Here is a 13,331-nt window from a genome sequence, read left to right on the forward strand (position 1 = left end):
GATGTAACACCAGTGATGCTAGGAACGCGTTCCACTCAGCACAAGAGCAAGCGCTTAGCCGGTTGACTCGTTTCGCGCGTCGAGCGCCTTCAGGTGCCGCTTGAGGGCGACCGTCCGGTAGCTCTCCTCCACCCATTCGCACAGCACCTCGAGGGACGGCGCCCCCTTCTCCCCCAGCGGCAGGAAGACCCAGCCGGCCTTCCCCAGCCCGTACCCGGTCGGCTCCGCCCCGGGCGCGGTCATGGCATGGCCGTGCAGCGCCTCGTCCTTGAGCTTCACGGAGAGCCCGGGCGGCTGCGGGCCGTCGGCGTTGCCCAGGAAGACGAAGATCTTCTTGTTGACCTTCACGACGCCGTCCTCCGGGCCCCATGGAAACTCCTCCACGGCCTCCGGCAGCCCGCGGGCGAACTCCCGCACCGCCTCCCACTTGCGCACCGCAGCCTTCATGGACGCCTCCACTCAGCACAGGTCACACCTGCTCGCACTCGCAGTCGGTCCTCACGCTAGCGCCGGCCCCCGGCACCGGCCGGAAAACCGGACCCCAATCCTCCGGTCGCACCCCTTCCCACCTGCGAAAACTCGCATGGCAAAGGCTTCGGGTCTCTGTACTCTGAGCGGGCTTTCAGTCCTGATCAAGGACTCACCGACATCTGGGGGGAATCGGTGTCTTATCGCCGAATCGCAGCATCCGCGGCCGTTCTCGCGGCCGGCATCTCTCTCGTACCGGTCATGGCCCACGCGGCCGGCCCGGCCGCCGGCAAGGCCCACGGGGTCGCCGCGCCGGACATGGGCAAGGCAGCCGCTCCGAAGTTCACCACGTTCGACAGCCCGGCCGACCGGTCGGCCCGGCAGGCCCCGGCGGCCGGCGGGAACAAGGCCGCGGCCGCTCCGCAGGCGGCCGACGCCAACCCCGCCCTCGCGGTCGGGCTGCACGCGACGACCACCACGGGGCGCGGCCTGGAGCTGAAGGCCGACATCACGAGCGCGCCCACGACGCTCTCGGTCCACGTCGACTGGGGCGACAACAAGACGACGAACGACTACGCCGCCGGGACCCAGACCGTCACCGAGTCGCACACCTACGACCAGCTCGGCACGTACACGGTCAAGGTGAGCGTCACCGACCAGGCCACCCAGGCCGTGGTCTCCAACGACATCGTCGTCACCACGGAGGGGTCGAACTACACCCCGTACGGCCCGACCCGCCTGCTGGACACCCGCAACGGGACGGGCGCACCTGCGGGCAAGGTGGCCGCGTACTCCTCCGCGCACCTGAAGATCGGCGGGAACGGCGGCATCCCGGCCGGCGTGACCGCGGTGGTCCTCAACGTCACCGCCACCAACACCACGAGCGGGGGCCACGTCACGGCCTTCGCCGACGGCGGCGAGAAGCCGAAGACGTCGAACGTCAACTTCGCCACGGGCCAGACCGTCCCGAACCTGGTCATCGTGCCGGTCGGCGAGAACGGCTACGTCAACCTGTACAACGGCGGCTGGGAGTCGGTCGACCTGGTCGCGGACGTCGCCGGGTACTTCACGCACACCGCGTCCAGCGGCTACACCCCGATGTCGCCGGTCCGCTTCGTGGACACCCGCTCCGGCCTCGGCACCGCCAAGGGCCAGGTCCCCGGCCAGGGGACCTTCAGCACCGGGATCAACGGCGTCAACGGCGTCTCGGCCGGGGCCACCGCCGTGGCGCTCAACGTGACGGTCACCAACCCCAAGGGCAGCGGCCACCTGACCGTCCACCCGAGCGGGCAGCAGGCCCCGACCGCCTCCAACGTGAACTTCACCACGGGCCAGACCGTCGCCAACTCGGTGATCGTCCCGGTCGGCCCCGACGGGAAGATCAGCGTCCGCAACGGCGGCTGGGACCCGGCCGACGTCATCGTCGACGTCGTCGGCTACTACAGCCCGTACAGCGCGAACGCGTACCTGCCGGTCCAGCCGTTCCGGCTGCTCGACACGCGCGAGTGGGTGTACGGCCCGCTGGGCGGCCGCGGCTACGTCCACATGCCCCTCGCCTCGGGGTACCCGCACACCAAGGGGTTCGTCCTGAACACCACGGTGACCAACACCCGCGACACCGGCTTCCTCTCGGTCGCCCCGGACCCGAACACGAAGGAGGACTACGAGAACCACACGAACACCTGGCCGGCCACCCCGACCTCCTCCACCCTGAACTGGACCTACGGCGACACGGTCCCGAACCTGGTCCAGACGAGCACCGGCTCCACCGGCGTCATCGATTACTGGAATCAGAGCGATGGCGACATCGACCTCGTCGTCGACCTTTTCGGTGTCTACACGGACAACTGATACGCAGCAGCGAAAGCGCTGGTCACGGCGGGTCGGTGGCGGCTCCAGGCCGCCGCCGGCCCGCCGGCGGCAGATGTGCGGGCTTAAGGCGGGGGCCTATAAGCGGAAGCTCAGTGACTATGTAATCTGAGCGGACTTTCAGCCCTGGCCAAGGGCTCACGGAACCATAGGGGGCTCGGTGTCCTATCGCCGACTCGCAGCTTCTGCCGCCGTCTTCGCAGCCGGCATTTCCCTCATACCGGGCATGGCGCACGCGGCCGACCAGGCCTCCGGCGATGCCCACGGCGTCAGCCAGCCCGACCTCACCCAGGCCGGGCTGAAGAACGGCACCACGTTCACCAGCCCCGCCGACCGGTCGACCCGGCGGACCGCGCAGTCCGCGCCGGCCGCCAAGAGCGGGACGGCAGCCGCGCCCATGACGGCCGCACCCATGGCGGAGACCGCCGACGCCAACCCGACTCTCGCCGTCGGCCTGGAGGCCACCCCCATCACGGCGCACGCGATCACGCTGGCGAGCTCCATCACCAGCGCGGCCACCCCGCTCGACGTCAGCGTCGCCTGGGGCGACGGCGCCGTCACCGCCGCCTCGGCCACGGGCACGCAGGTCGTGGAGTCGGAGCACACCTACGCGGAGCTCGGTACCTACACCGTCAAGGTCACCGTGACGGACAAGGCCGCGAACACCGTGGTCACCAACGAGGTGGCCGTCACGACCGGGGGCTCGGACTACACCCCGTACGGCCCGACCCGCCTGCTGGACACCCGCAACGGCACCGGCGCCCCGCAGACCAAGGTCGCCCCGTACAGCTCCGCGCACCTGAAGATCGGCGGGAACGGCGGCATCCCCGCCGGCGTGACCGCGGTCGTCCTCAACGTCACCGTCACCGACACCACCAGCGGCGGCCACGTCACCGCCTACGCCGACGGCGACGACAAGCCGACCACGTCGAACGTCAACTTCGTACCCGGCCAGACCGTCCCGAACCTGGTCATCGTGCCGGTCGGCGAGAACGGCTACGTCAACCTGTACAACGGCGGCTGGGAGTCGGTCGACCTCATCGCCGACGTCACCGGGTACTTCACCCAGACCTCCTCCAGCGGCTACACCCCGCTGGCCCCGCAGCGCTTCGTCGACACCCGCAGCGGCACGGGCACCGCCAAGGGCCAGGTCGCCGGATACGGCTCCTTCAGCACCCAGATCACCGGCCTCGGCAAGGTCCCGGCCACCGGGGTCACCGCCGTGGCGCTCAACGTGACGGTCACCAACCCGAAGAGCGACGGCCACCTGACCGTCTACCCGAGCGGCCAGCAGGCCCCGACCGCCTCCAACGTGAACTTCACCACGGGCCAGACCATCGCCAACTCGGTGATCGTCCCGGTCGGCCCCGACGGGAAGATCAGCGTCCGCAACGGCGGCTGGAACCCGGCCGACGTCATCGTCGACGTCGTCGGCTACTACAGCCCGCAGAGCAAGGGCTCGTACCTGCCGTTCGCGCCGGAGCGCATGCTCGACACCCGCGACCCCAAGGACCCGGTCCACGGCCCGCTGGCCGGCCGCGACTACATCTACACGGCGATGTCCGAGCCCGGTTCCGGCATCACGGGCTTCGTGCTGAACACCACGGTGACCAACACCGGGGACAGCGGCTTCCTCGCGGTCGCCCCGGACCCGAACACGCTCGACGAGTACGACAACAACGCGGCGAGCCAGCCGACCCCGCCCGGCTCCTCGACCCTGAACTGGACGACCGGCAAGACCGTCCCGAACCTGGTCCAGGCGAGCACCGGCGGCACCGGCGTCATCGACTTCTGGAACCAGAGCGACGGCAACATCGACCTCATCGTCGACGTCTTCGGCATGTACCAGGACAACTGACCCGCTGCGCATCGCGCCGGATACAGCGCCCCGGGAACGGCCGTCCAGGCCGCCCCCGGGGCGCTGTTCTTCGTACCGTCGCCGCGCGCTAGCCTCAGCCACCGACAGGAGCGGGGAGCGGGGAGGAGCAGGAGCCGTGATGAACGAAGAGGTTCGGCAGACCGACGAGGCCGCGGGGCGTGAGCGCCCTCGCGACCGGGCCTATGACGTGGTGCTCTTCGGCGCGACCGGGTTCGTCGGGGCCCTGACCGCCGAGTACCTCGCCGCGCACGCCCCCGCCGACTGCCGGTGGGCCCTCGCGGGCCGCGACCTCGGCAAACTGGAGCGGCTGCGCGAGCGGCTGACCGCGCTCGACCCCGGGTGCGCGTCGCTGCCGCTGCTGCGCGCGGACGCCGGCGACGCACAGGCCGTACGGGAACTGGCCGCCTCCACGCGGGTCCTGGCCACGACCGTCGGACCGTACGTCCTGTACGGGGCGGAGCTGGTCGCCGCCTGCGCCGCGGCGGGCACGGACTACGTGGACCTCACCGGCGAGCCGGAGTTCGTGGACCGGACCTACGTCGAACACGACGCCCGGGCCCGGGAGACCGGCGCGCGGCTGGTGCACGCCTGCGGCTTCGACTCGATCCCGGCGGACCTCGGCGCGTACTTCACGGTGGGACAGCTGCCGCAGGGTGTGCCGCTGCGGGTGGACGGGTTCATGCGGTCCAACGCGGTCTTCTCCGGCGGGACCCTGGCCTCCGTCCTCACCGTCATGGGCCGCGGGCCGCAGACCCTGGCCGCGGCGCACGAGCGCCGGCTGCACGAGCCCCGGCTGCTGAAACGGCGCGTACGGGGACCCCTGGGCGCGCCGCGGTTCAGCCGGGAGACCGGGGCGTGGGCGCTGCCGCTGCCGACCCTGGACCCCCGGATCGTGACCCGCTCGGCGGCCGCGCTGGAGCGGTACGGTCCGGACTTCCGCTACCGGCAGTACGCCTCGGTGAAGCACCTTCCGATCGCCGTGGGCGGGACGGCGGCGGTCGGCGCGACGGCGGCCCTGGCGCAGCTCCCGGCGGCGCGGCGGTGGCTGATGAGCCGCTGGGAGCCGGGCCGCGGCCCGGACGCGGAGCGCCGGGCGCGCAGCTGGTTCACGGTCCGCTTCGTGGGCGAGGGCGGTGGCCGCCGCGTGTTCACCGAGGTCTCGGGCGGCGACCCGGGCTACGGCGAGACCGCCAAGATGCTGGCGGAGTCGGCACTGTGCCTCGCGTACGACGCCCTGCCGGAGCGGGCCGGCCAGCTCACCACGGCGGTGGCGATGGGCGACGCCCTGCTGGACCGGCTCCAGAAGGCCGGCATCCGCTTCCGGGTGGCGGCGCAGCGGTAGCGGGCGGCGGTCAGGAGGCTTCGCGCAGGGCCCGCCGGCACAGCGAGTCGGCGTGCCGGGTGGTCTCCGGGATCCGGAAGCGGGGACTCAGCGCGAGGGCGTGGGCGCAGGCGTTGTCGAGCGAGACCCGGTGGCCGACGGAGACGTACACCGGCTTGATGCGGTCCTGCGTACGCAGCGCCCGCCCGACGACGGCGCCGTCGGCCGCGAGCAGCGGCGCGGCGTCGCCGCGCAGGGCGCCGGGCTCCTCGTAGGTGAACGTGAACGGGTTCTTCGCGACGCCCATGCTCGCCAGCCCCGTGACCACCCCGAGGTGGCAGGCGAGGCCGAAGCCGCGGGGGTGGGCGAGCCCGTAGCCGTCGCAGACGACGAGGTCGGGGGCGGCGGTGAGGGCGTCCAGCGCGGCCAGCACGGTGGGCAGCTCCCGGAAGGCGAGGAGCCCGGGCACGTACGGGAAGCTGACGTGCCCGACCGCGGTCGCCTCCTCGACGACCGCGAGGGTGGCGGCGTCGAGGACGACGGCCGCGGCGGCGACCAGGTCGCGCTCGTCGTCGTAGGCGACGTCCACGCCCGCGACGAGCCCGCGCCCGGGCAGCGGGCCGGTCTCGTCGAGCACGACGTGATGGCGGAGTTCGTCTTGTATCGCCCGGGCCTCGGCCTCGTCGGCGGGGGTCTTTGCGCTCGTCATGATGGTGCGAGAGTAGCCTGGCGATCATGTTCGTCATGGAGCTCACCTACACCGCGCCCGTCGAAGCCGTCGAAGAGGAGATGGACGCGCACATCGCCTGGCTGGACGGCTACTACGCATCGGGCGTCTTCCTCGCCTCGGGCCGCAAGGTCCCGCGCGAGGGCGGCATCATCCTGGCGGCCGGGATCTCCCGCGCGGAAGCCGAACGCATCGCGGCGGAGGACCCCTTCACCCTGGCCGGCGTCTGCGACTACCGCATCACGGAGTTCATCGCGACGAAGACGTCGGGGGATCTGGCGGCGGTGCGGGAGAACTTGGCGGGGTAGGGGCGCGGGGTGCTCGGGGTCGGGAGGGCGCCGGCCGGGATGTCGGGGGCGGGGTGCTCGGGTCGGAGAGGTCGGTCGGGATGTCGGGGGCGGGGGCGGGTGCTCGGCGTCGGTGTGGGTACGGGGGCTTCCCGGCAGTCCACTGTCCTTCCGTGTCGTGCCGGCCCGTCAAGGGCGCTCCTCCTTCGTCGTCGCGTCGCTTCGCGATGGCCTTCGGCCACCCTTGACCGACCGACCCGCCCCGGAAAGACAACAGACTGCCGGGAAGCCCCCGAAGGATGGCCGGGGGGTTCGGATTCAGACCTACCCAGATCACAGATGCCGAGCAGGGGCCCCCGTCCACCCGGAGTCCGCCCGCCAGGACCACCGAGCCGGGACGGCGATGGGCATGCGGGGACAGCCATGCCTCCCCCAAGGGCCCATAGGAAGCCTTTCCGGACCCGGGCAGGGTCAACCCGCACCAAACAGCGACCAGATGCCCATCTCGGTAGCAGTGGGCCCGCGGACGCGTCAGATCGCTACACGTTTCTCATCTCTCAGCGTCCGACGGCCGTCTGGGGCCGCTCATATGCCGCCCACGGACGGCGCAGACGAGCTGGGCAGGTGGATGGGGGCTTGTGGGAGTGCGAGGTTCAGAATTCCGGCATCGCAGGGGGGCGGCGGTTGAAGGGGGGTCAGTCGCGGATGAGGAGGACGACGAAGCCCACCACGGCTCCCAGGAGCAGTCCGAGGACGGAGTACCGGGGCCGCGACTCACGTAGGACGGGCAGGAAGTGGTCGACGGAGAAGCGGCCCGGCCCGGTGAGGGTGAGGGCGACGACCCCGGCGGAGAGCACCGACTCGAGTTCCACACCCTTGGGAGCGAAGAAGGTGCTCAAGCCCCGAATGGCAAGGATGTTGATGAACGTACCGGTCAGTGCCGCACCGGCGAGCGGAGTGAGCAGGCCGAGCGCGAGACCGAGGCCGCCCAGGGTCTCGGAGAGTCCGGCGATCACGGCCATGGCATCCCCGGCGGGATAGCCACTCATCGAGAAGCCCTTGCCGGTCGCGATGAGGCCCGGGCCCTTGAACCAGCCGAAGAGCTTCTGTGTGCCGTGGCCGGCCATGGTGAGGCCTACGACGAGCCGAAGCACGAGCAGTCCGACGTCATGGGTGGCGGTGGTGTCAGGAGTCGAGGTGGCACGAAAGATCGCGCGGTCCCGTAGTTCGTACGCCATGAACGTCCGTTCTTCCGTCCCCTGTGAACGACGGCCACCCTATGACGGTCGTCCGAAATGCCCAGGCCGCAACGTCGCCCGACCACATCGTCGACCCGTTCGGCGCAGACCGAACCATGCCCTCGCCGACCCCCGGAACTCCGTCGGACGCTGAGAGATGAGGAGCGCGTAGCGATCTGGTGCGCCTGCGGGCTCACCCCTACCGGCATGGTCATCTCGCCGCTGTCTGGTGCAGGTTGACCCTGCCCGGACCCGGAAGGGGCTTCCTATGGGCCGTTGAGGGAGTCGCTGCCTCCCCGCGGGCCGATCACTGGCCCGGCTCGGTGGTCCTGGTGAGCGGACTGCGGATGGACAGGGGCCCCTGAGCGGCATCTCTGATGGGCCCGTATCGGAACATGAACCCCCCGGCCATCCTCCGGGGGCTTCCCGACAGTCTGTTGTCTTTCCGGGGTGGGCCGGGCAGTCAAGGGTGGCCGAAGGCCATCGCGAAGCGACGCGACGAAGGAGCGCCCTTGACGGCCCGGACCGCACCGGAAGGACAGTGGACTGACGGGAAGCCCCCGTACCCACTCCCGACCCCGAGTCGACAGATCCCGACATCCCCAGGAGCCCCCATGCACCACTCACCCCGGCCCGCCGCCCCCGACGACATACCCGAGCTGGTTCGGCTTCGGGCCGTGGCCCTTGCCGCCCTCGGGGTTGACCCCGGGCCTCTCGATGCCGCCTGGCGGGACGTCGCCCGCGGGTGGTTCCTCGAGCGGATCGGCGAACGCCCCGACGTGCACTGCCTGGTCGTCGGCGGAGCACCCGGCGAGCCCCTGCTGGCCACCGGCATGGCCTGGATCACGTACCACCTGCCCAGTCCCCGGTGGACCGACGGGCGGCGCGGCTACCTCGACGGGATCGTCACCGACGAAGGAGCCCGTGGACGGGGCCACGGCCGGCGGATCGTCGACGGGCTCACCGCCTGGCTGAACGGCAACGGGATCCACTACATCCAGCTGCACGCCAGCTCCGACGGCGAGCCCGTGTACAAGGCGGCGGGCTTCGTCACCGGCCGCTACCCGGGAATGGACCTGTTCACCACTCCCCGCGACACCGCACGGGACATCCCACAGGACATCCGCCAGCACACCCCACAGGACGCCCCCCACTCCTGACCAAGCGTCACGCCCCCTCTTGCGGTTCCAGCCTCCCCACCCTCCCCTTCTCCCCCGCCGCCCAGCAGCCCCCGTCACCGGCGCAGTCGACCGTGTCGAACGAGCCGGTGTCGAACGAGCCCGGTGTCAGCGGCCGCCAGCTCCTGCCGCCGTCCGTCGTGACGTCCGTGCCCGTCGGGCCCACCGCCAGGGCCGCGTCGCGCAGGTGCGGGAGCCAGGCCGCGCCCGAGCGGTACGCGGGCGGCGGGGTCTGGGCCGGGCTCCAGGTGCGGCCCGCGTCCGCCGATGCGGCCGCGGCCTGCGGGGAGGCCTCGCCGGTGCGGTAGTCGCCGCCGACTGCGAGGCCCCTCGTACGGTCGCGGAAGGCCAGGGCGAAGACCCCCTTGGCCGGGTCGCCCGCCGGGATGCCCGATTCGGCGATCCGCCAGGTGCGGCCGCGGTCCGCCGAGTGCAGGATCCGGGCGGCGGCGCCGCCGCCCGTGGCCAGCCAGACGTCGCGGGACCCGGCGCTCACCAGGCACTGGCCACTGGCCGCGAAGCCCGCCTCGCCCGGCAGGGCGTCCGGCATGCCCGTACTCGGCAGCACCGACCAGTTCCGGCCGCCGTCGTCCGTCGACAGGATCCGGAACCTGCCGTCGACCGGGTCGCTCACGGCCAGCCCGTGCCGGGAGTCGAAGAAGGTGAGGCAGTCGTAGAAGGCGCGCGGGTCGGGGTTGCGGAAGGTCTCGGTCCAGGTGGCGCCGCCGTCCTCGGTGCGCAGCACCCGTGACGCCTCCCCCTCCCCGATGGACAGGGCCACCGCGCGCCGTGCGTCGAAGGCCTCGATGTCGCGCAGCTCCAGGCCTTCCGCGACCGCGCCCGGCGGTGAGACGTCGCGCCAGCTGCGGCCGCCGTCCACGGTGCGCAGCACCGTGCCCTTGGAGCCGGCCACCCAGGCCGTGGAGCGGCTGACGGCGGCCAGCCCGCGGAATCGGGAGTCCTTGCCGGTCTCCTTCAGCGCCCAGCCCACGCCCCGTAACCCCTGCGCGTCGCTCCCCTTCACGTCGCTTCCCTTCACGTCGTGAACGTCCTCCGCGTACGCGGGGGCGGCCAACAGCCCCGCCGCCAGGGCCGCCGCGCACATGCCAACTCCCAGAAGTCTCATGGCGCCGGAAGCTAATGCACCCCGGATCCGGCGTCCAGGGTGCGTCCGGGCCGCCGCGTTCCTAGGCTGAGGCCATGCCCTCCAAGGAACCCAAGGCCTATGACGGCAAGCGCATCACCGTCACGTACGACACCGGCCGGTGTCTGCACGCCGCCGAGTGCGTGGGCGGACTGCCCGAGGTGTTCGACTCGGGAAAGCGTCCGTGGGTGCAGCCCGACGGGGCCGAGCCGGAGCGGGTGGCCGAGGTGATCCGCCGCTGCCCCTCGGGCGCGCTGCAGTACCGGCTCGCGGACGACGGGCCGGCCGAGGAGCCGGACCGGCCGACCACGGTCGTACGGTCGCCCGCCGGCCAGCTCGTGATGCGCGGGGATCTGCGGGTGACGACCCCCGACGGGACCGTCCGCAGGGAGACCAGGGCGATGCTTTGCGCCTGTGGAGTGAGCGGTAACCAGCCGTTCTGCGACCACTCCGGAGCGTGCGGCAGCGACTGAGACCCCTTCGCGCGCACCCCCTCACACCCACTCGCACCGTTACTCTGTGCGATCAAACGGACGCGTTCCAGCCAATCGGTGACACAGCTCACGTCAGTTCGCGTGCACGGATTTGCCGATTCCGGCGTCTATCCGTTTGCCGGGTTCCACCCACGCCCGGCAGCAGATCCGCCGCAAGGGAGCGAGTCTTGATCACTGTTATCGAGCAGGCCGTGCAGGCCCGTCTGGTCGCCACCGCGCCGAAGGTCGAGACCGTACCCGTCACGCTCTGCTACGACCGTGCGGATCCGTTCGCCGTGCGCATGGCCTTCCCCGCCCCCGCCACCCTCGAGGGCGTCGAGGTTTCGTGGACCTTCGCGCGCGAGCTCCTCGAATCGGGGCTGGACCGCCCGACGGGGTGCGGCGACGTGCGGGTGCGGCCGTACGACATCGACCGGACCACGATCGAGTTCCACGCGCCCGAGGGCGTGGCGATCGTGCTGATGCTGACGGCCGAACTGCACCGGTTCCTGGAACGGGCCGCGACGGTCGTCCCGCCGGGTCTGGAGCACCTGTACCTCGACATGGACCACAGCCTGGCCGAGCTGATGCGCGATCCCCACTGACGCCGAACCGCCCGGCCCGCCCTTGTTATTCGTTTGCGGGCGGCCCCGGCCGCCCGTAGTTTCGTAGGCGCCCCACCGCCGTCGAAACGGAGCAGGACATTGTTCGTCTGAGGTTCGAGACACCGACCGAACACGCCACCCTCGTCAGCACGCGCCCCCGGCCGTGACCGTGACGCCATGACCGTGGCTGTATCCACCGTCGGCTGTCTCCCCGCGTTGCACGCACCACTCACGCAACCTGGAGGCCTCCATGAGCCATGCCCCTGCTTTCATCACCTGCTCCGCCCTGTCCTTCGACTGGCCCGACGGCACTCCCGTCTTCGAGGACTTCCACCTGGCCGTCGGCCCCGGCCGCACCGGCCTGATCGGGCTCAACGGCTGTGGAAAGTCCACCCTGCTGAAACTCTTCGCAGGTGAACTGACGCCGTCCGACGGCCAGTTGTCCGTGGCCGGCACCGTCGGATACCTGCCGCAGAGCGTCACCCTCGACACCGCCCTGCGCGTCGACGAGGCGCTCGGCATCCGCGCCGCGCGCGCCGCCCTGCACGCCATCGAGGCGGGCGAGGCCACCGAGGCGAACTTCGCCGCAGTCGGCGACGACTGGGACGTCGAGGAGCGGGCCCTGGCCGCCCTCGACCAGCTCGGACTCGCCCGGATCGGCCTGGACCGCACGGTCGGCGAACTCTCCGGCGGCGAATGCGTGTTGCTGCGCCTCGCGGCCCTGCTGATCGCCCGCCCCGACGTCCTGCTGCTGGACGAGCCGACGAACAACCTCGACCTGCGGGCCCGGCGCCGCCTGTACGCGGCGGTCGAGTCCTGGTCCGGGGTGATGCTCCTGGTCAGCCACGACAGGGAGCTACTGGAGCGGGTCGACCAGATCGCCGACCTGCACGACGGCGAAGTCCGCTGGTACGGAGGGAACTTCAGCGCGTACGAGGAGCAGCTCGCCACCGAACAGGACGCGGCCGAGCGGATGGTCCGGGTCGCGGAAGCCGACGTACAGCGGCAGAAGCGGGAACTGTCGGACGCGCACGGCAAGTTGGCGCGGCGCAAGCGGTACGGCCAGAAGATGAACGACACGAAACGCGAGCCGAAGATCGTCATGGGCGCCCGCAAGCGCGCGGCCCAGGAGTCGGCCGGCAAGCACCGCATCATGCACACCGAGAAGCTGGCGCAGGCGAAGGAGCGGCTGGACCAGGCGGTGGAGGCGGTCCGGGACGACGACGAGATCCGGATCGAGCTGCCCGCCACGCAGGTCCCGCCGGGGCGCCGGGTCCTCACCCTGAGCAATGTGCACCTGGTGCACGGGGCCAGGGCTGCGGGCGAATGGGAGCTGCGCGGTCCGGAGCGGATCGCGCTCGTGGGCCGCAACGGTTCGGGCAAGACGACCCTGCTGCGCACGATCACGGGGCTGCTCCCGCCGGCGTCCGGGGAGGCGGTGACCCATGTGCCGACGCGGTTCCTGCCGCAGCGGCTGGACGTGCTCGACGACAGCCGTTCGGTGGTCGAGAACGTGGCGCGGTTCGCCCCGCAGGCCTCGAACAACGTGATCCGGGCCCGGCTCGCGCACTTCCTGATCCGGGGCGCCCGGGCGGACCGGCCGGCGGGCACCCTGTCGGGCGGCGAGCGGTTCCGGGCTGCGCTGGCGGCGCTGCTGCTGGCGGAGCCGGCTCCGCAGCTGCTGATGCTGGACGAACCGACGAACAACCTGGACCTGGCGAGCGTGCGGCAGCTGACGGGCGCGCTGGAGTCGTACGAGGGCGCACTGCTCGTGGCGAGCCACGACGTGCCGTTCCTGGAGTCGATCGGGATCACGCGGTGGCTGCTGCTCGACGGCGACGGCGAGATGCGGGCGACCACGGCCGAGGAGGTGCGGGAGGCGCTCTGGGACGAGTGACGGGCGCGCCGCCGGCCCCCGCCGTCCCGGTCCCCGGCGTCAAGGAAGGCGTCGGGGACCACCTGACGGCGTGACTTTCGCTCCCCTGACGGCGTGACTTTCGCTCCTTGGCGCCCTTCCGGCACGCCCACAAACTGCATAGATAACCGGATGTAACCGGGCATATGAACGCCTGGGGCTTGGCGGCTCCTCACGCTCCGCTTAACCTACGGGTTCGTAGGCTACGGAACCGTAGGTAATTCGCT

The 13,331-nt window shown here is 71.4% G+C and carries 12 protein-coding genes; 8 read left to right on the plus strand and 4 right to left on the minus strand.

The genetic code is table 11. The annotated features are described in order from the left end of the window. Nucleotides 1–54: 54 nt before the first annotated feature. Nucleotides 55–447 carry an MmcQ/YjbR family DNA-binding protein gene (locus OG299_RS08655; protein ID WP_327361122.1) on the minus strand — a complete coding sequence of 131 codons (393 nt, stop codon included), beginning with the start codon at nucleotides 445–447 and terminating at the stop codon, nucleotides 55–57. 282 nt (nucleotides 448–729) lie between these two features. Between OG299_RS08655 and OG299_RS08660 the strand changes: the two genes are divergently transcribed. The 3 genes from OG299_RS08660 to OG299_RS08670 all read left to right on the plus strand — a co-directional run bounded on the left by OG299_RS08660 (nucleotide 730) and on the right by OG299_RS08670 (nucleotide 5,558). Then, nucleotides 730–2,319, plus strand: a complete 1,590-nt coding sequence (locus OG299_RS08660; protein WP_327361123.1) for a hypothetical protein — start codon at nucleotides 730–732, stop codon at nucleotides 2,317–2,319. Between the two features lie 244 nt (nucleotides 2,320–2,563). Beyond that, entirely contained in the window at nucleotides 2,564–4,195 is a 1,632-nt protein-coding gene (locus OG299_RS08665; RefSeq protein WP_327361124.1) for a PKD domain-containing protein, read from the plus strand. 139 nt (nucleotides 4,196–4,334) lie between these two features. Next, on the plus strand, nucleotides 4,335–5,558 hold the full coding sequence (locus OG299_RS08670) for a saccharopine dehydrogenase family protein (protein WP_327361125.1): 1,224 nt from the start codon (nucleotides 4,335–4,337) through the stop codon (nucleotides 5,556–5,558). A gap of 10 nt (nucleotides 5,559–5,568) precedes the next feature. On the opposite strand, the gene OG299_RS08675 is transcribed toward OG299_RS08670, so the two are convergent. Further along, complete coding sequence (locus OG299_RS08675; RefSeq protein WP_327361126.1) at nucleotides 5,569–6,246, minus strand: endonuclease V; 678 nt, start codon at nucleotides 6,244–6,246, stop codon at nucleotides 5,569–5,571. Nucleotides 6,247–6,272: 26 nt separating this feature from the next. Here OG299_RS08675 and OG299_RS08680 point away from each other — a divergent pair, with 26 nt between their 5' ends. Further along, nucleotides 6,273–6,572: a YciI family protein gene (locus tag OG299_RS08680; RefSeq protein ID WP_266634918.1), complete on the plus strand. Its 300-nt coding sequence runs from the start codon at nucleotides 6,273–6,275 to the stop codon at nucleotides 6,570–6,572. A gap of 674 nt (nucleotides 6,573–7,246) precedes the next feature. Here the strand turns inward: OG299_RS08680 and OG299_RS08685 are convergent. Continuing rightward, nucleotides 7,247–7,789 carry a DoxX family protein gene (locus tag OG299_RS08685; RefSeq protein WP_327361127.1) on the minus strand — a complete coding sequence of 181 codons (543 nt, stop codon included), beginning with the start codon at nucleotides 7,787–7,789 and terminating at the stop codon, nucleotides 7,247–7,249. A 614-nt stretch (nucleotides 7,790–8,403) separates the two neighbouring features. Here OG299_RS08685 and OG299_RS08690 point away from each other — a divergent pair. Continuing rightward, nucleotides 8,404–8,949 carry a GNAT family N-acetyltransferase gene (locus OG299_RS08690; protein WP_327361128.1) on the plus strand — a complete coding sequence of 182 codons (546 nt, stop codon included), beginning with the start codon at nucleotides 8,404–8,406 and terminating at the stop codon, nucleotides 8,947–8,949. Nucleotides 8,950–8,956: 7 nt separating this feature from the next. On the opposite strand, the gene OG299_RS08695 is transcribed toward OG299_RS08690, so the two are convergent. Next, nucleotides 8,957–10,093, minus strand: coding sequence for a WD40/YVTN/BNR-like repeat-containing protein (locus OG299_RS08695; RefSeq protein ID WP_327361129.1), 1,137 nt, complete (start codon nucleotides 10,091–10,093; stop codon nucleotides 8,957–8,959). A gap of 74 nt (nucleotides 10,094–10,167) precedes the next feature. Between OG299_RS08695 and OG299_RS08700 the strand changes: the two genes are divergently transcribed. The 3 genes from OG299_RS08700 to OG299_RS08710 all read left to right on the plus strand — a co-directional run bounded on the left by OG299_RS08700 (nucleotide 10,168) and on the right by OG299_RS08710 (nucleotide 13,086). Then, on the plus strand, nucleotides 10,168–10,584 hold the full coding sequence (locus tag OG299_RS08700; RefSeq protein ID WP_327361130.1) for a (4Fe-4S)-binding protein: 417 nt from the start codon (nucleotides 10,168–10,170) through the stop codon (nucleotides 10,582–10,584). A gap of 188 nt (nucleotides 10,585–10,772) precedes the next feature. Then, nucleotides 10,773–11,189 carry a spore wall synthesis regulator SsgD gene (locus OG299_RS08705; RefSeq protein ID WP_266634913.1) on the plus strand — a complete coding sequence of 139 codons (417 nt, stop codon included), beginning with the start codon at nucleotides 10,773–10,775 and terminating at the stop codon, nucleotides 11,187–11,189. A 250-nt stretch (nucleotides 11,190–11,439) separates the two neighbouring features. Then, nucleotides 11,440–13,086, plus strand: coding sequence for an ABC-F family ATP-binding cassette domain-containing protein (locus OG299_RS08710; protein WP_327361131.1), 1,647 nt, complete (start codon nucleotides 11,440–11,442; stop codon nucleotides 13,084–13,086). The last annotated feature ends 245 nt before the right edge of the window (nucleotides 13,087–13,331 follow it).

Source organism: Streptomyces sp. NBC_01296 (assembly GCF_035984415.1).
In the GTDB taxonomy this organism is placed as follows: Bacteria; Actinomycetota; Actinomycetes; order Streptomycetales; family Streptomycetaceae; genus Streptomyces.